We start from the raw sequence: 24187 nt of genomic DNA on the forward strand, positions 1-24187 counted from the left end.
GGACCAAAAGTGACGAAGAGTTGAATACTGCGGGTCATTGATGCGTCACGTCTTGCATGCCCGTGCACAAGCGGTAGTGTTCACGGCCGGTTGACCGTGTGGCGGAATCTTTTCGCTCGCGTTGAGGTGCAAACCTCGCAATCTCCATGTTTCCCCGTCGCCACGCTTCCCCGTGGCCGACGGTCGGCAACACCACCTCGGTCACCGCTCAGCAGCACGTCGTAAGGAGGCCCGGGTGTCCGTGGACGCAGTGGACCCGCCACAACACGAACCCGAACCGTCCCGGCGTTCACCGTTGCGGCCGCGGTTCCGTCAGCAGGCGGACGCCCTCCTCGACCGATGGCCGTTCCGGCGGAAGCTCAACGTCCTGGTGATCGCGCCCGTCGCGGTCGTCGGCGTACTGCTGGGCATCGGCGTCAACGCGCAGGTGCAGAAGGCCCAGGGGGCCAGCCGCAGCGCGGAACTGGTGCGGGACAGCGAGCAGGTCATCCGGCTCATCAACGACGTGCAGGCCGAACACCGGCAGGCGCTGCTGCTCTCCGTGGAGCAGGAGTCGGTCCGGCCCGGCTCCGCCCTGCCGTCCACCGCCGCCTACCGCCGCACCCAGCAGGTCACCGACAAGCAGGTCACCGCCGTGCACTCGTCCTTCGGCGAGGGCCTGCCGAAGGACGAGGCCCGGGCCCTGGAGTACATCCGGGGGCTCGCCGTCCTGCGCGACAAGGTCGAACGCGGATCGGTGCCGGCCGCCACCATCGACCCCGCCTACGCCGCCGCCGTCGGCTACCTGATCGACGGCATCGGCCTCGACCGCTACGTCGGCACCTCGTCGTCCTCGGTCACCAACCTCCTCGACACCGTGCTGCGCGCCGACGCCGCCCACGCGGCCTTCGAGAGCGGGGTGTTCTCCGCCCAGACCCGGGACGCCAACGCGCTCACCGAGTACACCCGCGCGGTCGGCGCCCACAAGCTCTACGAGGAGCAGACCGCACGGTTCGGCCGGATCGCCGACCCGGCCCAGGTCCTGGCACTGGGCGGGATCGAGCGGGACGCCGAGGAGAACGGCATCGAGGCCCAGTTCGCGGAGCTCCAGATCGACCCCGGTTCCCTGCAGGGCCAGACCCCGCACCAGCTGCGCAAGGCAATGGCCGCCGGAACCCGGCAGGCCGAGGCCCGCCTCGCGGTCACCCGGTCGCTGACCGAGCAGATCGCCGCCCGGGCCGACGGCCTCTCCCGGGACGCCCTGCACAACGCGCTGGCGATGCTCGGCCTGGCCCTGCTCGGCTTCGCCTCCTGGCTGACCTTCTCCGTCCTGGTCCGTCGCTCGGTCGTCCGTCCCCTGACCGCCCTCACCGGCGCCGCCCAGGAGGTCGTCGACGTGGCCGGCGAGGAACTGGCCAGGGTCGAGGACGACGACTCCGCCGACCGCACCCCGCTGCGGCCCCACCCGATCCCCGTTCCGGTCCGCGACGAGATCGGCCACCTCGCCGAGGCGTTCAACCAGGTGCAGGTGACCGCCGCGGCGCTGCTGGAACGTCAGGTGCTCAGCCGCCGCAACGTCGCCGAGATGTTCGGCAACGTCGGACGCCGGGTCAGCAACCTCACCTCGCGCCAGCTGATGCTGATCGACGCCGTGGAACGCGAGGAGACCGACCCGGACGTCCTGGAGCGGATGTACCGCATCGACCACATCGCCGTCCGCCTCCAGCGCAACGCCGACAGCCTGATGCTGCTCGCCGGCATCCGCGACCCCGAGATGGAGGCCCGCCCGACCGGCCTGGCCAACGTCATCCGGGCCGGACTCGGCCAGATCGAGGGCTACCAGCGGGTGTCCCTGCGGGCCGAGACGGAGGTCGTCGTCGCGCCCGACATCGTCGACGATCTGACGCTGATGCTCGCCGAACTGCTGGAGAACGCGGTCTCGTTCTCCCCCTCCGACACCCCCGTCGAGGTCGTCGTCCGGCCCGGCACCGACGTCACCTCGGACGGCGGTGCCCTGATCGAGGTGATCGACCACGGCCTCGGCATGAGCGCGGAACGCCTCGCCGAGGAGAACGCCCGGCTGGTCCGCCGGGAAAGGCTCGACCTCGTACCGACCAAGGTTCTCGGCCTGTTCGTGGTGGGCAACCTCGCCCGGCGCTCGGGCATCCGGGTCACCCTGAGCCGCACCCCGGGCGGCGGCGTCACCGGCACCGTCTGGCTCCCGTCGACGCTGCTGATGGCCGTGCAGCCCGCCCCGGCGCCGTCGTCGGCCGCACCGTCGCCGGCCGGGGTCACGGAACCGGCCGGGGTCACGGAACCGGCCGGGGGTACGTCCACGGACGAGGCCGCGCCCGCGCCCGTGGAGGCGCCCGAGCCCCTGCCGAACGCGGCCGAGCCCACCCCACCCGCCGCCACGCCCCTGCCCGTGCGGGCCCTGGCCACGGCGCCTGAACGGCAGCCGGCCGGCTCCTCGCGTGAGGGCGAGCTTCCCCGACGCCTCCCGCGCCACACGGGCGACAGGGACCACACGGGCAGCACGGGCGAGACGGGCAACACGGGTGACACGACGCAGAACATCCCCGCGTCCACGCCCCGCGCGGACGGATCCGTCCGACCGCTGCGACGGCGGGTACGGGGTGCGACGCTCGACATGACCGCCCCGCCGGCCGACCGAACCGTCCAGGCCGTGCGCCGACCCGTCGACGCCGACGCGGTCCGATCGGAACTCGACGAATTCGAGGCCGCCGTACGCAGGGCGGAGCAAGAAAGTGCGCCCGCCACAAGCGGACCGGCACCATCGACACACCAGCAACCCCGGAAGGAGTCGGGCAGTGAGCACGCCGACAGGTAACAGCGGTTCCGAGCGGGAGGAGCCCACCGATCTGACAGCCGCCGCAGCCGACTTCACCTGGCTGCTCGACCGGTTCGCCACCCAGACCGCCGGCGTCGTCGACGCCATCGCGGTGTCGTCGGACGGCCTGTTGATCGCCGTCTCCCAACTGCGCGAACAGGCCGACTCCGAGCGGCTCGCCGCGATCGTGTCGGGCGTCACGAGCCTGGCCGCCGGTGCGTCCGGCAACTACGGCCTGGGCGGCCTCAACAAGGTCATCATCGACCTGGAGGGCGGCCACGTCCTGGTGTCGGCCATCGGCTGCGGCGCCGTCCTCGGCGTGGTCACCTCGAAGGAGGCGAAGCTCGGCAACATCGCCTACGAGATGACCCTGTTCGCCAACCGGGCCGGCAGCGCCCTCACCCCCCAACTCGTACTGGAACTCAAGAAGAACGCCGGCGCCGCCCCGGCCCGCTGACCCGTCTCCCACCGACGGAGGCAGGACGCGGGCACGGCGGACCGGAGGGTCATGGCCGGTACGGACACGTCGCTGGCCGGCACTGACAAGCCGTGACCGGTACGGACACGTCGCGGCCGGTACGGACCCGTCATGGCCGGCACTGGCAAGCGGTCATGGCCGACCCGAACAAAGGGACATTGCCGGCAACGGGCACAGGATCAGCCCCGGGCCCTTGCCGGCACTGAAAGAGGATCACTGCGGTTGCGGGCACTGAGAAGAGGATCACGATGGTGACCGGTGAACCAGAGCCGAACGCGTCACCGGACGAGTCGCCCGGCGAGACGCCCGGCGGGTCGGCGGGCGAGTCGGCGGGCAGAGCCCCGGGCCCGTCGGAGCCGGCCGGCCGCGCTCCCGCGATCCGGCCCTTCCTGCTGACCGCCGGCCGGGTGGCGGGGGGCGGCGCCGGCCCACCGCTCCCGGTGGAGACCCAGATCGTCGCGACGTCGTCCGGGATCTCCGTCCTGGGTTCCCTCGCCTTCGAACAACACGACATCGTCGCCGCCTGCCGCCGGCCGCAGTCGGTGGCGGAACTGGCCGCGCGGCTGCGCCTCCACCTCAACGTGGTCCGGGTGCTGGCGGAGGACCTGCGCGCCGCCGGGCATCTGGCGGTGCACGTCCCGCACGCCGGCACCACCCAGGACATCTCCGTACTGCGAAGGGTTATCGATGGTCTCCGTGCCGTCCCCGACTCACGGGACACGCTCCGTGACAGCGGTTGAAGCGCCGCCGGTACCGGTCAAGTTGGTCATCGCCGGCGGCTTCGGCGTCGGCAAGACCACGGCCGTCGGCGCGATCTCCGAGATCCGGCCGCTGACCACGGAGGCCGCCATCACGGAGGTCGCGGCGGGGGTGGACGACCTCTCCCACACCCCCGGCAAGACCACGACCACGGTCGCCATGGACTTCGGCTGCCTCACGATCGATCCGACGCTGAAGCTCTACCTGTTCGGCACCCCGGGCCAGGACCGCTTCGGCTTCATGTGGGACGACGTGGTCGAAGGCGCCCTCGGCGGCCTGGTCATCGTGGACACCCGCCGGCTGGACGACTGTTACGCCGCGGTCGACTACTTCGAGCACAAGAACATCCCGTTCGCCGTCGCCGTCAACGCCTTCGACGGCGAGATCCACCACACCCTCGACGAGGTCCGCTGGGCCCTCGACGTCTCCGCCCACGTCCCCCTCATCGTCTTCGACGCCCGCAAAACAGGCTCCGTCCGGGACGCCCTCCTGGTCGTGCTGGAGGTCGCCCTCTCCCGAGCGGAGGACACCACGGGGAAGTGATCCGGGGGCGCCCGGGCTGACCCCCGGGCGCCGGTCCGACTACCGCCGGGGTCGAGCGGCCACGTCCGGCAGCCGGACGGATCGCTACTGTGCCGGCAGCTTGACGTGGACGTTCAAGCCGCCGCCCTCACGCGGTTCGGCCTTCACCGTTCCGCCGTGGGCACGCGCGACGGACCGGACGATGGTCAGCCCCAGGCCGACTCCCTGACCGCTGCCGGGGCGTTCGCTGCGCAGCCGCCTGAAGGGTTCGAAGAGGTTGTCCACCTCGTAGGCCGGGATGACCGGGCCGGTGTTGGAGACGGTCAGCGAGACGTAGCCGGAGTCAGCCGAGGTCGACGCATCCACCCAGCCGCCCTGCGGGATGTTGTACTGCACGGCGTTTTGCAGCAGGTTCAGTGCGACTCGTTCGAGCAGAACACCGTTGCCAGCGGTATGCGCGGGCGGACGTTCACCCCTCAGCTCCACGCCCTCCGCGTCCGCCTTCGCACGGACCTGGTCGACGGCCAGTGAAGCCTTCTCCGCAAGATCCACGTTCTTCCGTTCGGAGACCTCGTTCTCACTTCGGGCAAGCAGCAACAAGCCCTCTACGAGCTTCTCGCTGCGCTCGTTGGTGGCCAGCAGCGTCTTGCCCAACTGGACGAGCTCCGGCGCGGCATTCGGGTCGGACATCTGCACCTCAAGCAAGGTGCGATTGATGGCGAGCGGCGTGCGCAACTCGTGCGAGGCGTTCGCGACGAACCGCTGCTGTGCGTTGAAGGCCCGGTCCAGCCGTTCGAGCATGTCGTCGAAGGTGTCCGCCAGTTCTTTCCATTCGTCGTCAGGTCCGCCCAGTTCGATGCGCTTGTCGAGATCGGAGCCGGCCACGCCGCGCGCGGTGCGGGTGATGCGGCCCAGTGGCGACAACACCCGCCCGGACAACACGTACCCGAGGGCGAAAGCCAACACTGCCAGGACCATCACGGCCAGCATGGAGCGATGCAGCAGCGAGTTCAGGGCGGTATCGCGTTGATTGCCGAGACAGGTATCGAGAGCCCCGTTGAATTCGCCGACATTCTGCGCCAGACGGAGCTCTTGGCATACATCGCTGGACATCCTCAGATCAATTCCACCGAGGATGTGAAAAGCAGCGCCACTGTTGCGCAGTGCCTTCGCGACCAAGAAGTAGATGATCAAAAGAAGCACGATCCCGGCCACCAAGAACATGCCGCCGTACAGCAGCGTCAGTCTCATCCGGATGGTGGGCCGCAGCCGGGAGTAGTCCGCGGCGGAGTCGTAACGGCACCAGGGACGCTGCCACTTGTGCGAGGAATTCTTCGACCCCAGCGGGTGCGCCGACGGGTGCGCCTCAGAGTTACGAGGCACAGTCGTCAGCCCGGCGGCGGGAGCTGTACCCGGGGGTGATCGGCCCGGGGGTGATCGACCCAGGGGGGATCGGCCCGGGGGTGATCGGCCCGTGCCTGCCCGGGCGCATGCCGCGCCGTGCAGCGGACGGCTCCCCGGGCCGGCAGTGCCCCTCACGCCCACCGCGCAAACAGCCGGCCTCCCTGACGAGCCGGCAGGTGCCGTGTATCGCTCTGCGCAAGGCGGCACGTGTCCCTTCCTCCGGAATGATGTCCGCCCCATCGTGCCCGGAACAGGCGTAAACGGGTGGTAAGTTCGACTGCTCCTCCGGTTCATGGGGCGGTGCTCGGATCACTGGACGACGCTCGCGGCACTCGTCGGACCGTGCCCGGGTCATTGGACCGTGCCCGGGTCATTGGACCGTGGTGACGACCACCGCCTCCGATAGCCGTCCCGGCGGCCGGGCCTCCCACAAAGCGCGTCGGGTTCCGTCAGGCCCTCGTGGAGCAGGAGTCATCGCAGCTTCTCATCGCAGCTTCCAACGGGAGAATGCCATCTGCACCTCCTGAGGCGAGTTGGCGAGGGCAGTGTCGTCGGGTTCGGCTGCGGTGACGTGGGGGAGGTGGACGATGGCGTCATAGGCGTCCAAGGGGCTCACCTCGCAGTAGAGCGTGCCGAGACGCTGCTGGGAGATGGCCCGCAGGGCCTCGGTGTCGGCCGGTGACAGCCGCCGTAGGTCGGTGGCGAACGGTCCGTCACTACTGGCGGCCATGAGCGCGTCGAGGCTGCCGGGCCGGGGTGGCTCCAGGTCGGTGAAGAGTTTGCCGGCGTAGAAGTCGGCTCCGGTGTTGAGGGTTTGGCCGGTGCCGTTGGTGATGCCGATGACCAGGTAGTCCTCGCCGATTCGGTCGGCAAGGTGCATGCCCATCGTCGCCGCGGGCGGCATGCCCGGCAAGCCGGCGGGGCAGCGCTGGATGTGGCCGTTATGGGCGGCCAGAACGATCCGGTCCTCCCGCTGCAGGATCCATTCCACGGTGTCCGCGATGGCGGCGTCGCGGTTGAGGAGCACGCTGCCGTGGTCGCCACGGGCCATTGCGCGGACATTCGCATCGATGGTGACGGTCAGGTGCAGCGCGCGCAGCGCGCGCTCGTAGGGGTCGGCAGTCGTGCGCTGACGGTAGTCCAGGCGTCGCCCCTCCATCCGCGCGGTGAGATCGGCCAGTCCTGCTGTCAATGCATCCCGTCGCTCAGGGGCAAGCCGTCCGTAGGCGGCGACGGCCTGGGACAGGGAGAATGCGGACGACGCCGCGAAGGCCGAGGCCGTCTCCCGGATCCGCGGATCCATCTCGAACTCGGGATCCGCGTGTGCGAGGTAGGCGATGACGGCGTCCAGGCCGGGTAAGAGGGAGAGGTTCGAGCCCGACAGGTCGATGCCGTAGAAGCCAACCGGCCCGCCGGAATCGCGATGGTGCTGCCGCATCCACTCCAGATGGGCGCGCATCTCGGTCCACAGGCCCATCAGCGAGGTCATGCCGTTCGCCATGACGTTGCCGGGCCGGCCCTGTCCCCCGCGAATCCATTCGTCGGTCAGTTCTCCCTCCACGAATCCGGTCTCCATCGCGTAGGCGCCGAACCCGTGCCGCTCGACCAGGTAGCGCATCAGGCGATGGCGCAGCTGGTAGGACTCGCGGTTGTAGTGCGCGTTCTCGCCGATCGCCACCACTCTCGCGTCGCCGATCGCCTCATCCAGCCATCCCAGGTCCTCCTGCGGACCCTCCGGGTCCAGCGTGCGCAGCGGCCGTATCGCCTCGGTGCTCAGCCGAGCCGGAGCCGGCGAGTTGTTCGTGCTCACTTGCCTCAACCTCCTTCATCATTCCCAACTTTGGGAACGTTACCAGCTATGGGAGCATTACGAAGTGGACACTCTCGACCTGCTGCTGCACCCGGTGCGACTACGCCTCACCTACGCCATGTCCGGTGAACGGACGTGCACCACCGGCGAGTTGTGTGCGGCGCTGCCCGATGTCCCCAAGACCACCGTGTACCGGCACGTCGGCCTGCTGACCGAGGGAGGAGTGCTGGAGGTGGTGGACGAGCAGCGGGTGCGCGGTGCGGTGGAGCGGCGTTACCGACTGCGCCGCGACCGCATGGCGATCGGCCCAGAGGCGGGCGCGTCAATGTCCCTGGACGACCACCGGCGCGGTTTCGCCGCCGCCATGGCCGCCCTGATCGCCGAGTTCAACGCCTATCTCGACCGGCCAGGAACCGACCCGTTCGCCGACTCCGTGGGCTACCGGCAGGGCACCCTCTGGCTCGACCCCGACGAACTCGCCGCACTGATCAGCGAGTTGCGCCAATCCTTCGCGTCACGCGCGGGCAACGGGCCGGCGCCCGGCCGCAAACCCCACCTGGTGAGTTCCATCTTCTTCCCGACCGAGGAACCACCGCACCACGAAGACCCCCCGCCAGCCACCGGCACTAGAACCGACAGGCAGTGACGCCCCAACAGGAACTACCCCTGCGGCTCCAGTTGCCCCCAGAAACCCCCCAGTGACAGCCCGGCCGTAGGCCGGTCGACCCACCGGACCCGGATGGTGATCACGTGTCGGTACTGCCGCGGTCGGCAACGACTTCGACTCCACCGCGCTCGGGCGAGAGGCGCGAACGACGAAGGAGTGGGTGGCAGCGAGGCGATCGGAGCATCAAACGAGCGTCACGGGCGACCGAGTCCTGCCCCCTGAGGTCGACCACCGAGCGACTACCTCAAGGACGGGTATCGCCACGGCACGCTTCAGCTCGCCTCCCCGCCCGTCTCCGGCGGTGTGGTCCCCCAAGCGGCATCGATGCACGCGGAGGGGCACCCCGTGACGCTCCCAGCTCCTGGTGATGCGGTGGCGCGGGTCGCGGTGAGGTCGTGGCAGCGTCCCGGCAGGGCCGGGGCAGGCACAACACAACGAGCCGGCACCATCCAAGGGAGTGTTCCATGGCCGTCGGAAGGCGACACGCGTGATCGAGTGCGTCCTCACGTGCATCACCAGTGCATTGGAGATTTCCTCCACCCGAAAAGCCGAACGATCCGACTCAGGAGTCCGCCTCGGACGTGCTCAGCCAGTTGCGTGCACTCCTGGCCGTAGCGCGCAACTGCGGGTGGTCACGCACGATCTCCCGTTGGCGTTCGGCTGGCAGCCCAAGTTCGTTCAGCAGATTGAGAATAACGACCGCGGTGGTCACGTCCACAATGGCGATCAGTTCCTCCAGCTCGTGGTTGGGGGTCCGCCCTTCGTGTGCCAGGTCGTTTCGCGCGCGGGTCGTCCGTCTGGCCCACCGGTCCACGTCAGGCACGAGCGTGGACAGCGCCTCCTGGTCGGGGCGGGCCGCGAGTGCGTACAACCGATCCCGAAGCGTCGGGTCATTGCGGAGGGAGCTGCGGATCCGCTTCCTATGCTCCTCGGGGACCTGAGCCAGCATTGCTTCGCGCATCGGTTTGAAATCCTCCGAGTGGATCGGCGGTTCGTCGATGTCAAAGCCACGGTGCAGCACCTCAGCCGCCCCCACCGCCGTCAGAAGATTGTTCTCGACGTAGCGTGCCGGCGCGTAGCGAAGCCCCAGAACCATGTTCGTCGCGGGCTGCAGCCGTTCGTGCACATCGCACCAACGGGGGATGATCTCCTCGAAAGGCAGAGCCTCGCACGTGAAGAACACACGATGGTGAGCGGCTGCCTTCTCATCGTGCTTCCCGACCACAAAGGGCGAATACAGCACGTCGACATCGCGCTCCAGCCGCAGCCCGCCGCACTCCGACACGGCGTCGTCCGGGGCAAGTTTCAGGCGTACCCAGATCATGCCCGCAGCACGATGAGTGGCAAGGGCGATCAGGTCTTGTATCAACCGCGCATAGCCAATCGCATCATTCAAGGAAGACGCCTCGCGCGGGGTGATCCGTATGTACGCGGTATCACTCAGGCGGCCAACGGTTCCACCCCGACGCTGATCGAAGAACGGCAGCGTGTGGCGGTGCGCGAGCACGAACTCCGTGCCGTCGACTTCGACTGACTGCACCTCCGCGGGCTTGACGGAAATGGTGCCGCTCCCATCAGGACGCCCGCCGGGCGCACTCAGGAACCCTTCGAGCACTGACGATGCCGCCCAATGCCCGAGATCCTCCACTGACACCTCTGTTGTGGAGAACGCCGCCTCGTCTTCACCGCCGACGTGCGCCCCGATGAGTGCCGTCGTTGCCACAACGGTCTGTTTGTCGGGGGTCTTTACCCGCGCACCGAAGGTCCGCTGGCCACCGTCAGGAAAACAGCCGAAGAGGCTGATCTCACGTTGATCGGCGGCACCATGGATCACACTCCACGTTCGACGGCCCTCATGGACCATCAGCACACCGGGAGCCGGCGTCGTCGTGACTCGATCCTCGAACGCGCCGATCAATGAGAGCGTCAAGCCGCACTCGGGCTCGTAGCGGAGCACGCCTGGCACCTGGTGCCCAGGGTCTTCCGGCAACCACCAGAAGCCAGCCCACTCGCCTGATGCGTCGAGATTCAGCGGGTCGCTGCCCCTCATGATCACCTTCCCCGTCGTATGGAGTGTTCGCGAGTGCACGCACGTCGCTCTTCCGAATTATTCCTGGGTGGCGTCTCGGGGAAGAGATCAACCGTGGTGGGCGACGAGGCGCGGAGCCGGGCGCAGATTGAACCGCTCCGGGTCTGATGGAGCCGTTAATGCGCCTCGGCTTACGTAGAGTCGAGTCGCGGGACTCTTGCGGGCCCGCTCCATCTCGTAACCCGCCGCGCGTTCCGCAGCCTGGGCCCAGAGCTCCCGGCCCAAGGCCGTTGAGACACACGGTGAACTGGTCGAGCGGCTTCCAACTGGCGGCCCGTTCGGGGGCGGTTGAGGGCGCGGCCCATACCGGCGCAGCGGGCCTTGAAACAGTCCTGGCAGGCGAGTCGATTGCCTCGACTCGTAGAGCGGACTCACGGGTACGGCTGCTCGTGCTGTGCTCCCAAGGGGCCGTCGGCGACTTCCCCAGCGGGCCGTCGGCGGTCCGGCGGCCCGGAGACATAGGCTTCCATGCCCGCAATGGCCAGGGGACAGACGGGATCCGCCTCGGGACGGCCGTGCAGGCGGAGCAGTACGTGGTCGTCACCGACCAAGCAGTCGGTGTGCGGAAGCGTGTGGGACAGCAGGCGGGCGAAATCGTCGCAGGCTGTCCGGACGTCCACCTCCTCCAGGCCGAGCCAGACGTGCAATGTGCAGTCCTGGACCTTCAGTTCGACGTCGATTGGGGTATCGGCCGCCTCGGCGGCTTCGCCGCACCATGTCAGGGTCTCGTCCAGCGCGCCGAGGTGGACGGGAAGCGGGTGGAAAGCCTCCTGACGCATGTCGCCGCGGACCGTTACGCCGGTGGCCGGGGCTTGGTCGCGCCACCAGTCCTGCACGACGTCGCGGACCGAGGCGGCCTGCGGTCCGCTGCTCAGCGCTCGCCGTACGGCGTCCGCCGCGTTTCGCCGGACCACGCTCGCGGCCCCGGGCCGGGACTCAGCGGCCATGCGGCGCAGGAGTGAGCCGGGCCCGATGCGGGTATCGTCGAGGACCTTCCGGTACAGCTCGCCCAGCGCCTCCGGTACGGCCGTGCCGTACGGCCCGAGCAGGGAACGCGGCCGTCCAACGCCTGCGGCAGAGGCACCGCGGCCCCTGCCCGCCGCCGGGCCACCTCCACCCGGCCGACGGCCAGGGCGTCGTAGAGCCCACCATGGCGACGACGGTGTTCGCCCACCAGCGACACTTCCACCAGCGACCGGACCGGGCCATCCGCGCAGAGCACGGCGTCGGCCAGTTCGAACAACGCATCCGCACATCGGGGCAGGCACAAGTAGAACTCACCCCGGAAGCGTGACCGTTCCGTGAACCGGTCCTGCCGGACCGCGTGATGCAGCAGACGCATCCCTCGGCCTTCGTGGACATGTGCGTTCCTGGGTCGGAGCGCGTTCTCAGCCGAAGGCCGCCTGCGCGTACGGCAGTTGCCAGACGAGTGGTCAAGTACGAGAAGCCGATCGACCCCCGAGGTTGAAGATCAAGGTGATGGCTGTCCCGTAATCCCTGGTGGGCGCCTGAGGGATTGCGGGACAGCCCTCAGCCATCGACCGGCTGCCGAAGTTGCTCCTCGGAAGGAAGTCACCCCAGGAAGCTCAATCGAACTCGACGGTCCGTGTTATCGGTGTTCGTGTCGACCAGGCAGACGGACTGCCAGGTGCCGAGGGCCAGGCGGCCGGCGATGACCGGGAGGGTGGCGTGCGGTGGGACCAGGGCCGGGAGGACGTGGTCGCGGCCGTGGCCGGGGCTGCCGTGGCGGTGACGCCAGCGGTCGTCGGCGGGGAGCAGGTCGTGCAGGGCGGCGAGGAGGTCCTCGTCGCTGCCGGCGCCGGTTTCGAGTACGGCGATGCCGGCCGTCGCGTGCGGCACGAAGACATTGAGCAGGCCGTCACGGCCGTCCGCGACGTCCCGGAGGAAGGCGGCGCAGTCGGCGGTGAGGTCGGCGACGGTTTCCGTCGAGCCGGTGGTGATGTCCAGGGTGCGGCTGGTGAATGCAGAGCTCATGCGTTCATTTTCGTACGGCACGGCCGCCTGCCTTCGCGCCGGGCGGCGCACCGCTCCTGGTGGCGGGCGGACGCTGATCGGCGGACGCGGAGGAGACGGACGCGGAGGGGCTGACGGGAGCTGAGGGGCTGACGGGAGCTGAGGGGCTGAGGGGGATGAGGGACTGATGAGGGACTGATGAGGGGCTGACAGGAGCTGAGGGGCTGATGGGGGGGCAGGCGGCCGACTCGGGAAGAGATCACCCCTTCCCCCTGTTAGTAGAAACATGAACTACATCGGGGTGGGCACGGTCCCGACATCGGCCACATTCGGCGCACTCGCCACACCACACGTCACACACACCGAGACCAACGATCCCGACGAGATCAGCGGGGCCAATGGGGTCGACGGGGTCGACGGGGCCGACGGGGCCGACGGGGCCGACGGGGCCGACAAGATCAACGAGATCAAAGGGGTCGACGAGCCCTACGAGATCGAGCAGGCCCAACAGGTCGACGTCGTAGTGGTCGGCGCCGGCCAGGCCGGCCTCGCCTCCGCCTTCCATCTACAGCGAGTGGGCTACCGGCCGGACCGGGACTTCGTCGTGCTCGACCATTCCCCCCGCCCTGGAGGCGCCTGGCAGTTCCGGTGGCCGTCACTCACGTACGGCAAGGTGCACGGGATGCATGCGCTGCCCGGGATGGAGCTCAGCGGCGCCGATCCGGGGCGGCCGTCGTCCGAGGTGATCGGCGCGTACTTCGAGAGCTACGAGCAGACCTTCGGGTTGCGCGTCCACCGCCCCGTGAGTGTCCTGGCGGTCCGCGAGGGCGCGGACGGGCGACTGCTGGTCGAGTCGTCGGAGGGGCGGTACGCGACACGGGCCCTGATCAATGCGACGGGGACCTGGGACCGGCCGTTCTGGCCGCGCTTTCCCGGACAGGAGACGTTCGGCGGCCGACAGCTGCACAGTTCCCAGTACAAGGGGCCGGAGCAGTTCCGCGGTGCGCGGGTCGTGGTGGTGGGCGGCGGGACGTCGGCCGTGCAGCAGTTGCTGGAGATCGCGCCGGTCGCGGCGGCCACGACCTGGGTGACGCGACGGCCGCCGGTCTTCCGCGAAGGCCCGTTCGGCGAGGAGGAGGGCCGGGCGGCGGTGGCACTCGTCGAGGAACGGGTCCGACAGGGTCTGCCGCCGCGGAGCGTGGTGAGCGTGACCGGGCTGCCGATGACGGACGCGATCCGGCGGGCCCGCGAGAGCGGCGTACTGGAACGACTCCCCCTCTTCGAACGGATCACGCCGACCGGCGTGGCGTGGCCGGACGGCCACCGGGTGGAAGCGGACGCGATCCTCTACGCGACCGGGTTCCGCGCGGCCATCGACCACCTCGCCCCACTGAAGCTGCGCGAGCCGGGCGGCGGCATACGGATGGACGGCACCCGCACCCTGCGCGACCCCCGGATCCACCTCGTCGGCTACGGCCCCTCCGCCAGCACCATAGGCGCCAACCGCGCAGGCCGCTCAGCCGCACGCGACATCCACCAACTACTGGCCCCCGCCCCCAGATCCACGCCCGCACCTACACCCGCACCCGCACCCGCACCCGCACCCGCACCCGCACCCAACACCTTGGCGCCCCCACGCCCCAAGTCCCCACTCCCCCACACCTCGCCCCACCCTCACACCCTCACACCATCACGCAGAGTGATATAGTCAGGAACTAATCACTCTCCGTAATCGTTGCCGGGGTATGAGGAGGCGGCACGAGGCGAGAGACACGAAGCGAGAGGAACGGAGGCGGAGACCGCACGAGCCTGAAACGTGGGGCCGCAGAGCAGACCAGGAGAACGGACGCAGACACCAAACGAGCCCGTACACCGAGCGAACCCCTACACCAAGCGAGCCCGTACACCGAACGAGCCCGAGACGCAGCACCCGAGAACCGCCCCAAGCCACCCCACCGCAACCCCAACCTGCCGCCGCCCCAAGCCACCCCAACCAGGCCACCACCCCACCGCAACCCCAACTACAACCCCAACCAGCCCACCCCCGCACGCCCCCTACCGCTCCAACCCCTCCCGCGAAGTCTCCGGGAGCGTGAGGTAGACGACGAACGAGACCAGGCAGAGCGCGGACACGTACCAGGGGAAGAGGGTCGCGTGACCGGCCTGCTTGAACCAGGTGCCGACGTACGGAGCGGTGCCGCCGAAGAGCGCGACGGTGAGGGAGTACGGGAAGCCGATGCCGGCGGCGCGCACCCGGGCGGGGAAGACCTCGGCGTTCACGGCCGCGGCGATCGCGGTGTAGCCGGTGAGCAGCACCATGCCCGCGCACTGCACCAGCAGCAGGGAGACGAACGCGTCGGTGACCAGGTGGAGCAGCGGCACCGCGAGGACCGCGAAGCCGAGTGAGAAGCCGAGCAGCAGGGGCTTGCGGCCGATGCGGTCCGAGAGCAGGCCGCCGAGCGGCTGGAGCAGGGCGAAGAAGGCGAGCGAGAGGGTCCCGACGACGAGTGAATCGCCCTTGTCGAAGCCCGCGTTGACCTGGGCGTAGGTGGGGAGGTAGGTCGTCCAGGTGTAGTAGGCGATGGTGCCGCCGGCGGTGATGCCGCAGATCAGCAGGGACTGTCGGGGGTGGCGGCGGAGGGCCTCGAAGAGGCCGGGGCGGGCGGCGGCCTGCTGTTCGGCGCTGCGGGTTTCCTGTGCGCCGCGCCGGATCCACAGGCCCAGCAGGCTCAGCAGCGCGCCCCCGAGGAAGGCCACCCGCCAGCCCCACTGGCCCATCTCGCGTTCGGTGAGCAGTGCGGCGAGCAGCGCCGCCGTGCCGGAGGCCAGGAGCTGGCCGAGGGTCGTGGAGACGTACTGGAAGCTGGAGAACAGGCCGCGGCGGCCGGGGCCTGCGGACTCGACGAGGAAGGTCGTGGAAGCAGCGAATTCGCCGCCGACGGACAGGCCCTGGACAAGACGGGCAACGACCAGCACGACCGGCGCGAGGAGGCCGGTGGTGGCGTAGGTGGGGGTGAGGGCGACGAGCAGGCTGCCGCCGCCCATGAGCAGGATGGTCACGGTCAGGGCGGACCGCCGGCCGCGGCGGTCGGCGACCGCGCCCATCAGCAGCCCGCCCACGGGCCGCATGAAGAAGCCGACGGCAAAGACGGCGAAGGTGGAGAGCAGCGGCACCAGGGAGTTGCCGGCGCCCTTGGGGAAGACCTGGTCGGCGAAGTAGACGGCCAGGAAGGAATACGCGTACCAGTCGTACCACTCGACGGCGTTGCCTATGGAGGCGGCGGCCAACTGGCGCAGCCGGGACGCCGGGCGGCCGTCGTCCGGCGCGCGCTCCGCGGTCAGGGTTTCGGCGTTCGACATGGTCCTCCGCTCCGGTTCTTCTCCTCGGCCTGCTGCTGGGGCAGGATGAGCCGACAGGTGATCATGTACCGCGGAAGCGGATGGCCGCCAGAGGCCGGAGCGGCCGAAAAGAGATGGCAACGTGCGCGTAGCACTGTTCGTCACCTGTATCAACGATCTGCTGCAGCCGCGGACGTTCCCTCTGGCGCTGCTGGACAACGGGCGGACGGACACCATGGCCGGTACGGTCGGGCGTCAGGCGTTGCGCTGTATCCGTTGTTCGGCCCGTCTCCATGCGTGTCCGGTGTGCGAGCGGGCCGGGGGGATGCCTACGGGTCGCCGTATCCGGGTTCGATCCGTGCCGTTCCCACTCCTCAACTGCCGCTCCTCGCCAGCCCGTTGGAGGAGTCGCTGCCGTATGCGTCGTCGTTGTGCGGGGCGTGTTACGAGGTGTGTCCGGTCGCCATCGGCATCCCTGAGGTGCTGGTGCATCTGCGGGAGCGGGTGGTGGAGGGCGGTCCGGCCGTCCGGGGTGGGGCGCGGGTGGTACTGAAACCGGCCAAAGGACATGCCGCGGAGCGGGCGGCAATGCGGACGGCGATGCGGACGGCGTCCTGGGCGTTCGGTCATCCGGGGGTGCTGCGCCGCGGGATGCGGCTGGCGGCGCGGACGCGGGGTGTGGCATCGGCGGCGGTTGCCGGGGCCGGGGCATGCGTGGTCGCGGGCCCGTGATCTTCCGGTGGTGCCGCCGGAGTCGTTCTGTGACTGGGGGCGGCGCACCCGTGGCGGGCCGGGCGGGCAGCCGTCGCGTGGGGAAGGGCGCGGCGAGGGGCGGCCGTTCGGTGGGGAAGGAGCGGGGCCGTGAGCAGCGGGGATGTGGTGTTGGCGCGGGTGCGGCGGGCGCTGTCGGACGTGTCGCGGGGTGCGGGGCCGGGTGGTGCGGAGGTGGGTGAGCCGCCCTTGGTGCGTGACTATCGGCTGGTGCACGGGGCGCGTACCGCGGTGGAGACGGTGGATCTGCTGGCCGAGAACCTGGCGGATTACCGGGCGTTGGTGCACCGCAGTGATGTGGCCGGGCTGCCGGGAAGTTGATCGGCCGGCAGCGGGGGGCGCGGAGCGTCGTGGTGCCCCAAGGGCTTCCGCGGGGGTGGCTGGCCGCGGTGGGGGCGGAGGTGGTCGAGGACCGCGCGGAGCAGACGGCGCGGGAGTGGGATGCGGTGGACAGTGTGGTGACGAGGTCTGCGGTGGCGATTGCGGAGACCGGCACGCTGGTTCTGGATGCCGGGCCTGACCAGGGGAGACGGCGGATCACGCTGGTGCCCGATCATCATGTCTGCGTGGTCCGGGTGCCCGGGCAGGTGGTCGGGTCGGTGCCCGAGGCGTTGCCGCGGCCGGTTCCCGGGGCGGCCGCTGACGTGGATTTCGGGGCCGTCGGCCACCAGTGACATCGAGTTGGACCGGGTGGAGGGGGTGCGCGGTCCGCGGACGCTGGAGGTGGTCCTGGTGGAGGGGGCCGGGGGCGGGGTCGCGGGCGGGGGCTGAGGCGGGGTCCCGCGGGTGGCCGGAGGGCGACCGCGACAGGTGTGCGAACCCGTTGTCAGTGGGGATTCCTACACTGATCGGGATGTCTTTCGCACGCTCGGTGCGGGGCCGGCGCCCGGGGGGAGGGAGCGGACCATGCTGCGGCAGGAGGTCAGCGCACGGCGTTCCGGTGCGGCCGGGGGCGGGGGCTCCGTGCCGGTTCCGGGGCCGCCTTCTTCGGCTGCCGGGCCGCCGCCGTCGGCCCCGTCCCGGCTGCTGACGTGGCTGGCACGGCTGGGGGTGCCGGCGGCGGCGTTCGCGGTGTTCCAGACGCTGGTGGGGATCCTGCCGCAGAATCTGGCCGGTGAGGCGGCGCGGTACTGCCTGGCGGCGACGGCCGGGGTCGGGGTGGGTGCGGTGGTGTGGCTGTCGGCGGCGCTGGTGCGGGCCCGGGCCGCGGCCGCGGCAGGTGGTGGGGTGCCGCCGCCGGGGCCGGTGGCGTCGCCGGCGGGTTCGCTGCCGGAGTTGATGGACGGTGCGTACGAGGCGTTGCGGCGCGGGTTGTCGGTGGTCGAGGTGCCGGGGCACGGGCCGTTGACGGGCTGGCCGCATTCCCTTGCGGAGAGCGAGCCGCCGGTGCATCCGACGGCGTTCGGTACGGCGTACGGGCTGCATCTGCTGCTGGACATCGCGCCGTACGACGGGCGGATACGCGCGGGTGAGGTGGCGGAGACGCTGTGGCGGCTGCGGCTTCCGGGTGGTGGCTGGGCGGCGCGTTCGCAGGGCAGCGGGGCGCGTCCGGAGGTGACCGCGGTGGTGCTGGGTGCGCTGGCGCGGGCGGGGGCGGATCCGCGGCTGCTGGAGGCCGAGATCCATTCGTGCGAGGCGTTGCTGGATCCGGATCATGATGCCTTCGGTCTGGCGAACACCTATGTGGTGACGAATGTGCTGCGTGGGCTGTTGCGTGCGGCGCCGGGTTCGGCGTCGCTGGGCGGGCTGCGGGCGGTGCTCGTCAACGGTGCCACGGGGGATCCGGCGCGGGGTCACCACCGTTGTTGGGGTGCGGCGTTGGCGACGGGTCGCGGCAATCCGGCGCCGTCGGCGGTGCATACGGCGCGGGCGGTGGTGACGTTGGACCGGGCTGCGCGGGTGCTGGGGGAGGATGCCCGGCAGCGTGCGGTGCGGGAGGAGGGGTTGCGCTGGTTGCTGGCGGGGGCGGCGTTGCCGGGGGCGGGGGCGGGTGATCTGGCGAACGGTCAGGAGGAGGTGCGGCGGCCGGGGCAGGACGATCCGTTGCATCAGGAGCTGTTGTCGGTGCGGCATTTCGGGGCGGCGTGGGTGGCGCGGGCCCTGATGACGGACGGGGCGCGGCAGGTCGCGGCGGAGGGGGTGGGGCTGCCGGTGTGGGAGGCCCAGCTGGCGGCCGCGGTGGCGCGGGTGCGGGGCATGCAGCGGGGCGGGGTGTGGCGGTGGGACGACGGGCCGATGGGTAATCCGGTGTGGATGGCGTATCAGGGGCTGTCGGTGCTGCGGCGGTATGCGCTGATGTCCTACGGGCCGTGAGGGCGGTGGGGTGCGGCCTGGCGCGCCGGCGCCGGCAGGTCGGGGCGCGGCGGGCCGGTGGGCGGGGCCGGCGGCGGTGAAGTGCGGGGCGTGGCGGGCCGGTAGGAGGCGCCGGCGAGGGTGAAGTGCGGGGCATGGCGGGCCTGTAGGCGGGGCCGACGGCGGCGAGGCGCGGCAGGCCGGTAGGCGGGGCCGACAACGGCGAGGCGCAAGACGTGGCGGACCCGTAAGTGGTGCCGACAACGGCGAGGCGTGAGACATGGCGGACCCGTAAGTGGTGCCGACGGCGGCGAGGTGCGGGACGTGGCGGGCCGGTAGGAGGCACCGGCGAGGGTGAAGTGCCGGTGGACAGGAGGCGGAGATGCGGGTCGAGGAGGTTCGGCGGCTGCTGGTGGACCGGCTGGGCGGTGGGCCGCGGCCGCCGTCGCCCGAGTCGGCGCGTGCGGTGGTGGCCGAGCTGGCGCGGCCGGAGGTGCTGGGTCCGCTGGCGCGCCGATTATCCGCCGGTGCGGTGGACCTGCCGGAGTGCACGCGGCTGTCGTACCGGCATGTGCTGGGTTTCGACAAGCTGTTGTTGCTGTCGGGTGCGCCGCGGTTCATGTTGCGGGTCCATTTCTGGCCCGGCCCGGTGGGTGGGGAGCCGGAGGACATCCACAACCACCGGTGTGCGATCGCCTCGGCGGTGGTGCGCGGCCGGGTGCGGATGGAGTGTTACGAGCCGGCGGTGGAGGGGGTGCCGGCGGTGGTGTACCGGGAGACGATCGATGGGCCGGGTGGGGCCTGGCGGTTGCGGCGGGTCGGTGAGGCCCGGCTCCGGTTGGTGCGTGACGAGCGGTACGGGGCGGGTCGGAGTTACGGGCTGGATGCCCGTACGCTGCACCGGGTGGTGAGCGAGGAGCCGACGGTGACGCTGTTCCTGGAGACCGCCCCGCAGCGCTCGGTGACCGATGTGTACGTCAGGGTGTCCGGCCGGGCCGGCCAGGTCAGCGGCGACCGCGCCGGGCGGACCGGTCCGCCGCCCAAGATTCCGCTGGCCCCGGCCGTGTATCTTGCCGAACTCGACGCGCTGGCACGGTCTTTGGGCTGGTGAAGGGGGTGGGGGCGAGGCCCTGGTAGCCGTAGCGGGCGGTCATGGTGCGCAGTCCGGAGGCGTCGAGCCGGCCGCCGAAGACCTGGCGGATCACGCCGAGGTTGTAGGCGTCGACGCCGGCGTCGGCGAGTTCGGCGGGCCGGGCCCAGAGGTATGCCTGGTCGGGGCTGGGCAGGACGACGTCGAGGGTCAGTGGCCGGACGAGGAAGTTCTCCTGGTGGTTGCGGACGCGCCGGCCTTGGTAGTCGCTGAGGAAGCTGGCGGATCCGGTGTGGGCGACGACGGCGCCGAGGAGTCCGGTTTCTTCCTTGAGCTCTCGCAGGGCGCCGCTTCGGGGGCTCTCCCCCGGTTCCAGTTTGCCGCAGGGGACGCCCCATGCGCCGGGCAGGAAGCGTTCGCGGTAGCTGCGGCGGACGATCAGCACGCGGCCGTTGTGGACCACCACCGCCGCGGCGAGACGGGGAGGGGCTGCTGTCTGGTTCATCGCACTTCTCGCATTCCGAGAGGACGGGCGGCCCGGACTTCTCGTGATCCGAGAGGACGGGCGGCAGGCCCGTGGCGGACGTCCACCGTACCGGCGGGTGCTGCGGGAAGGACCGGGTGCGGCGGGGTGGCGAGCGGTGAACTGGCGTGCGTCGGGCTCGCATTGGCGGCGCGTGTTTTCGATGTTCCGGGAGAGCCGCGAGCCGGCCCGCGCCGGTTCGCCTCCACGTCGGGTACCCGGGGTCCGGCCGCGAAACTCCCGGCGCGAGGGTGACCCCGGCATGCGTAGGCAGCCGGTGCGTACGCAGCTCAGAGGGCTGGGTGGGCCGGGTACAGGCCCGCAGACTCGCTCTCATCGCCACCGGGCGATCGACAGAGAGGCAGGCAGATCGTGCAGCGCAACGTGAACGACAACAGCATGCAGCGCAACGTGACCGACCACAGCATGCAGCGCAACGTGACCGACCACAGCGTGCAGTGCAGCGTGACCGGCAACAGCATGCAGCGCCACGTGACCGGCGACGGCGACGCGGTTTTCTGGCAGGCGGGTTGGGCGGCGTCCGTGCAGCGTCCCAGTGAGGGGTTCCACGAGAACTGGGCGTTGGAGGGGTTCGCGGACCAGACGGTGCGCCAGGTGGTCCGGGTCACCGGTTCCGGTGCGGCGGCGCGGATCGTGCTCTCGAACCGGTACGGGACCGAGCCGCTGGAGGTGGCCGGTGCGACCCTGGCCCGTACCGGTGAGGGTGCCGGGGTGCAGGAGGGGACGGTGCGGCGGCTCACGTTCGGCGGGGCGGCGGGGGTCCGTGTTCCGGCGGGCGGGGAGGTGCGCAGCGATGCGGTCGAGGTGGTGGTGGCGCCGTTCGAGTCGCTGACCGTGTCGCTGTACTTCGCGCGGCCGTCCGGGCCCGCGACCTTCCACGCGCAGGCGTACGCCACGGCGTACCGGGCCGCTGGCGACCGGCTGACCGATACGGGCCCGGCGGCGTTCGGGGAGACGACGGTGTCGTGGTACTACCTCGCGGCGGTGGAGTTGGCGGACGGTGAGCCGGCGCGGCGGGACACGGTGGTGGTCTTCGGTGATTCGATCACCGACGGTTTCGGTTCGACGGTCGACGGCAACCGGCGCTATTCGGACGCGCTGGCCGAACGGCTCGCGGAGCGGGGCGGGGTGCGGCCGGTGCTGAATCAGGGCATCGGTGGGAATCTGCTGCTGAGCGATTCGGCGTGGTTCGGGGAGCGGGCGGTGGGGCGGTTCCGGCGTGATGTGCTGGACCGGCCGGGGGTGCGCTCGGTGGTGGTGCTGGTGGGTCTGAACGACATCGGGTTCAGCGAGATCGACCTGCCGACGTACAAGCCGGATCCGGACCGGTCCGCTGACGAGCTGATCGCCGGCTACCGGGAGTTGATCGCGGCTGCGCGGGCGGCGGGGGTGCGGATCGTCGGGGGGACGATCCTGCCGTTCAAGGGGGCGGAGTACCACACTCCGGGTGCCGAGGCGAAGCGGCGGAAGGTCAACGACTGGATACGGGGCTCGGGCGAGTTCGATGCGGTCGCGGACTTCGCGGCGGCGCTGGCGGAGCCCGGCGATCCGGAGGCGTTGGCGGCGCAGTGGGACAGCGGGGACCACAAGCACCCGGGTGACGAGGGGTACCGGGTGATGGCCGGGGCGGTGGATCTCGCGGCGCTGTGAGGGCGGCGGGGCGGTCGGGGAGGGCCCGGGGAAGGGCAGGGGTGGGGGCGGCGGCCGCCCCGACCGGTCAACCGGCCGCCGCCACCCCGGATGTTACCCATGGGTCACTTGTGGGGCCATCATCTGCTCGCCGGGCGGGGTGAGGTGTGCGTCACGCCGGACGAGTGCCGCGTAGCGGCCGTCGGCGGCGAGCAGTTCGTCGTGGGTGCCGCGTTCGGCGATCCGGCCGCCGTCCAGGACGACGATCTGGTCGGCGTCGCGGACGGTGGAGAGGCGGTGCGCGATGGTGAGCGTGGTGCGGCCGGCGGACAGTTCGTCGATGGCCTGCTGGACGGCGTGTTCGGTGCGGGTGTCCAGGGCGCTGGTCGCCTCGTCGAGGACGAGTACCGGCGGGTCGCGCAGGATGGTGCGGGCGATGGCCAGGCGCTGCTTCTCGCCGCCGGAGAAGCGGTAGCCGCGCTCGCCGACGAGGGTGTCGTAGCCGTCGGGGAGGGCGGTGATGTGGTCGTGGATCTGGGCGGCCTTGGCGGCGCGGTGGATCTCGTCGTCGGTGGCGTCGGGTTTGGCGAAGCGCAGGTTGTCGGCGACCGAGGCGTGGAAGAGGTAGGTCTCCTGGGAGACCACGCCGACGGTGCGGGCGAGGGTGTCGAAGTCGAGGTCGCGGACGTCGGTGCCGTCGAGGGTGACCCGGCCTTCGGTGACGTCGTAGAGGCGGGGGACGAGGTAGCTCAGGGTGCTCTTGCCGCTGCCGGTGGGGCCGACGACGGCGAGGCTGCCGCCGGCGGGAACGGTCAGGTCGATGCCGTCGAGGGTGGGGGCGGCGTCGGGGTCGTAGCGGAAACCCACGTTCTCGAAGCGGATCTCGCCGCGCGGGGCCGGGATGCGGACCGGGTCGGCGGGTTCGGTGATGGCGACCGGCAGGTCGAGGTATTCGAAGATGCGCTGGAAGAGCGCGAGTGAGGTCTGCATCTGGACGCCGGTGGACAGCAGGGAGACGGTCGGGCGCAGCAGGCCCTGCTGGAGGGAGACGAAGGCGACCAGGGCGCCTATGGAGAAGACGGGTCCGCCCAGTTGGAGGACCAGGCCGGCGGCCCAGTAGATGAGGGCGGGCATGGCGGCCATGACGATGCCGATGGTGGCCATCCGCCAGCGGCCCGCCATGTTGGCGCGGACCTCCAGGTCGACCAGGCGCTCGGACTCGGCGGCGAAGTCCTTGGTGAGGGAGTCGGCGCGGCCCATGGTGCGGCCGAGGAGGATGCCGCTGACCGAGAGGGATTCGGTGACCATCGCGGACATCGCGGCCATCTGCTTCTGCCGCTGGGTGGTGATCTTCTTGCGTTCGTTGCCGACCCGGCGGCTGATCCAGACGAAGAGCGGGAGGAGCAGCAGGGAGACGACGGTCAGCCGCCAGTCGAGGGCGAGCATGGCGCAGACGGTGGCGGTGACCGAGGTGAGGTTGGAGACCAGGGAGGTGGCGGTGGAGGTGACCGTGGCCTGCATGCCGCCGATGTCGTTGGCGATCCGGGACTGGACCTCGCCGGTGCGGGTGCGGGTGAAGAACGCCAGGGGCATCCGCTGGAGCTTGGCGTAGACGGCGGTGCGCAGGTCGTGCATGACGCGCTGGCCGACGGTGGTGGAGAGCAGGGTCTGCAGGACGCCGAAGACGCTGGTGGTGACGGCGGCGGCGATCATGCCGAGGGCGAGCAGGGTGAGCAGTCCGGTGCGGCGGCCGGGGATGGCGACGTCGAGGATCTCGCGGAGGAGGAACGGCGAGGCCACGGAGACCAGGGAGGAGGCGCCGACGAGCAGCCCGACGAGGGCGAGCCGGCCGCGGTAGGGGCGGAAGAGGGTGAGGATCCGCCGGACCGGGACCGGTGCGTCGGGGTCCTTGGGGGGCGGGGTCCACTGGGGTTCGTCGCGGTGCATGGGCTCCTACGAGGGGTACGGGACAGCGGGACTTCACGGAGC

General features: G+C 70.6%; 18 protein-coding genes and 3 pseudogenes. 12 read left to right on the forward strand and 9 right to left on the reverse strand.

The features are described 5' to 3' along the window. Positions 1 to 370: 370 nt before the first annotated feature. The 4 genes from AB0G35_RS22475 to AB0G35_RS22490 all read left to right on the forward strand — a co-directional run bounded on the left by AB0G35_RS22475 (position 371) and on the right by AB0G35_RS22490 (position 4610). Positions 371 to 2830, forward strand: coding sequence for an ATP-binding protein (locus tag AB0G35_RS22475; RefSeq protein ID WP_360952341.1), 2460 nt, complete (start codon positions 371 to 373; stop codon positions 2828 to 2830). Further along, a complete protein-coding gene (locus AB0G35_RS22480) occupies positions 2811 to 3287 on the forward strand; it encodes a roadblock/LC7 domain-containing protein (RefSeq protein WP_360952173.1) in 477 nt (158 codons plus the stop codon). Before AB0G35_RS22475 ends, AB0G35_RS22480 begins: the two co-directional genes overlap by 20 nt. Positions 3288 to 3556: 269 nt before the next feature. Then, the gene (locus AB0G35_RS22485) at positions 3557 to 4048 is read left to right on the forward strand and encodes a DUF742 domain-containing protein (RefSeq protein ID WP_360952176.1); all 492 of its coding nucleotides are present in this window, start codon (positions 3557 to 3559) and stop codon (positions 4046 to 4048) included. After that, positions 3996 to 4610: an ATP/GTP-binding protein gene (locus tag AB0G35_RS22490; RefSeq protein ID WP_360952179.1), complete on the forward strand. Its 615-nt coding sequence runs from the start codon at positions 3996 to 3998 to the stop codon at positions 4608 to 4610. Before AB0G35_RS22485 ends, AB0G35_RS22490 begins: the two co-directional genes overlap by 53 nt. A gap of 84 nt (positions 4611 to 4694) precedes the next feature. On the opposite strand, the gene AB0G35_RS22495 is transcribed toward AB0G35_RS22490, so the two are convergent. Both AB0G35_RS22495 and AB0G35_RS22500 read right to left on the reverse strand, forming a co-directional pair. Further along, a complete protein-coding gene (locus AB0G35_RS22495; RefSeq protein ID WP_360952344.1) occupies positions 4695 to 5858 on the reverse strand; it encodes an ATP-binding protein in 1164 nt (387 codons plus the stop codon). 619 nt (positions 5859 to 6477) lie between these two features. Then, the gene (locus tag AB0G35_RS22500; protein WP_360952182.1) at positions 6478 to 7803 is read right to left on the reverse strand and encodes an erythromycin esterase family protein; all 1326 of its coding nucleotides are present in this window, start codon (positions 7801 to 7803) and stop codon (positions 6478 to 6480) included. Between the two features lie 64 nt (positions 7804 to 7867). Here AB0G35_RS22500 and AB0G35_RS22505 point away from each other — a divergent pair, with 64 nt between their 5' ends. Further along, positions 7868 to 8449: a helix-turn-helix domain-containing protein gene (locus AB0G35_RS22505; RefSeq protein WP_360952185.1), complete on the forward strand. Its 582-nt coding sequence runs from the start codon at positions 7868 to 7870 to the stop codon at positions 8447 to 8449. 583 nt (positions 8450 to 9032) lie between these two features. On the opposite strand, the gene AB0G35_RS22510 is transcribed toward AB0G35_RS22505, so the two are convergent. The 4 genes and pseudogenes from AB0G35_RS22510 to AB0G35_RS22525 all read right to left on the reverse strand — a co-directional run bounded on the left by AB0G35_RS22510 (position 9033) and on the right by AB0G35_RS22525 (position 12554). After that, positions 9033 to 10520, reverse strand: a complete 1488-nt coding sequence (locus AB0G35_RS22510; protein WP_360952188.1) for a HEPN domain-containing protein — start codon at positions 10518 to 10520, stop codon at positions 9033 to 9035. Between the two features lie 410 nt (positions 10521 to 10930). After that, a complete protein-coding gene (locus AB0G35_RS22515; RefSeq protein WP_360952191.1) occupies positions 10931 to 11506 on the reverse strand; it encodes a hypothetical protein in 576 nt (191 codons plus the stop codon). Between the two features lie 107 nt (positions 11507 to 11613). After that, positions 11614 to 11901: pseudogene (locus AB0G35_RS22520) on the reverse strand (transposase); the annotation flags it as partial. 230 nt (positions 11902 to 12131) lie between these two features. Further along, entirely contained in the window at positions 12132 to 12554 is a 423-nt protein-coding gene (locus tag AB0G35_RS22525) for a secondary thiamine-phosphate synthase enzyme YjbQ (RefSeq protein WP_360952194.1), read from the reverse strand. 472 nt (positions 12555 to 13026) lie between these two features. Between AB0G35_RS22525 and AB0G35_RS22530 the strand changes: the two genes are divergently transcribed. Continuing rightward, entirely contained in the window at positions 13027 to 14241 is a 1215-nt protein-coding gene (locus AB0G35_RS22530) for an NAD(P)-binding domain-containing protein (protein WP_360952347.1), read from the forward strand. Between the two features lie 347 nt (positions 14242 to 14588). Here the strand turns inward: AB0G35_RS22530 and AB0G35_RS22535 are convergent, their stop codons facing one another. Further along, positions 14589 to 15893, reverse strand: a complete 1305-nt coding sequence (locus AB0G35_RS22535; protein WP_360952197.1) for an MFS transporter — start codon at positions 15891 to 15893, stop codon at positions 14589 to 14591. 166 nt (positions 15894 to 16059) lie between these two features. On the opposite strand from AB0G35_RS22535, the pseudogene AB0G35_RS22540 reads away from it, so the two are divergent. The 5 genes and pseudogenes from AB0G35_RS22540 to AB0G35_RS22560 all read left to right on the forward strand — a co-directional run. Next, a pseudogene (locus AB0G35_RS22540) lies at positions 16060 to 16737 on the forward strand (lactate utilisation protein LutB domain-containing protein); the annotation flags it as partial. After that, entirely contained in the window at positions 16734 to 16964 is a 231-nt protein-coding gene (locus AB0G35_RS22545) for a hypothetical protein (protein WP_360952200.1), read from the forward strand. The pseudogene AB0G35_RS22540 and the gene AB0G35_RS22545, both read left to right, overlap by 4 nt. Positions 16965 to 17089: 125 nt before the next feature. Beyond that, positions 17090 to 17414, forward strand: a pseudogene (locus AB0G35_RS22550) (LUD domain-containing protein). 135 nt (positions 17415 to 17549) lie between these two features. Next, positions 17550 to 18956: a hypothetical protein gene (locus AB0G35_RS22555; protein WP_360952203.1), complete on the forward strand. Its 1407-nt coding sequence runs from the start codon at positions 17550 to 17552 to the stop codon at positions 18954 to 18956. A gap of 361 nt (positions 18957 to 19317) precedes the next feature. Continuing rightward, on the forward strand, positions 19318 to 20046 hold the full coding sequence (locus AB0G35_RS22560) for a hypothetical protein (RefSeq protein ID WP_360952206.1): 729 nt from the start codon (positions 19318 to 19320) through the stop codon (positions 20044 to 20046). Here the strand turns inward: AB0G35_RS22560 and AB0G35_RS22565 are convergent. After that, positions 19940 to 20530, reverse strand: coding sequence for an NUDIX hydrolase (locus AB0G35_RS22565; RefSeq protein ID WP_360952209.1), 591 nt, complete (start codon positions 20528 to 20530; stop codon positions 19940 to 19942). The genes AB0G35_RS22560 and AB0G35_RS22565 overlap by 107 nt on opposite strands. A 390-nt stretch (positions 20531 to 20920) precedes the next feature. On the opposite strand from AB0G35_RS22565, the gene AB0G35_RS22570 reads away from it, so the two are divergent. After that, positions 20921 to 22219 carry an SGNH/GDSL hydrolase family protein gene (locus AB0G35_RS22570; RefSeq protein WP_360952212.1) on the forward strand — a complete coding sequence of 433 codons (1299 nt, stop codon included), beginning with the start codon at positions 20921 to 20923 and terminating at the stop codon, positions 22217 to 22219. Between the two features lie 93 nt (positions 22220 to 22312). Here AB0G35_RS22570 and AB0G35_RS22575 read toward each other — a convergent pair whose 3' ends face one another. Further along, the gene (locus AB0G35_RS22575) at positions 22313 to 24145 is read right to left on the reverse strand and encodes an ABC transporter ATP-binding protein (RefSeq protein WP_360952215.1); all 1833 of its coding nucleotides are present in this window, start codon (positions 24143 to 24145) and stop codon (positions 22313 to 22315) included. Positions 24146 to 24187: the final 42 nt, after the last annotated feature.

It is taken from the genome of Streptomyces sp. NPDC021749 (assembly GCF_040640655.1).
GTDB lineage: Bacteria > Actinomycetota > Actinomycetes > Streptomycetales > Streptomycetaceae > Streptomyces.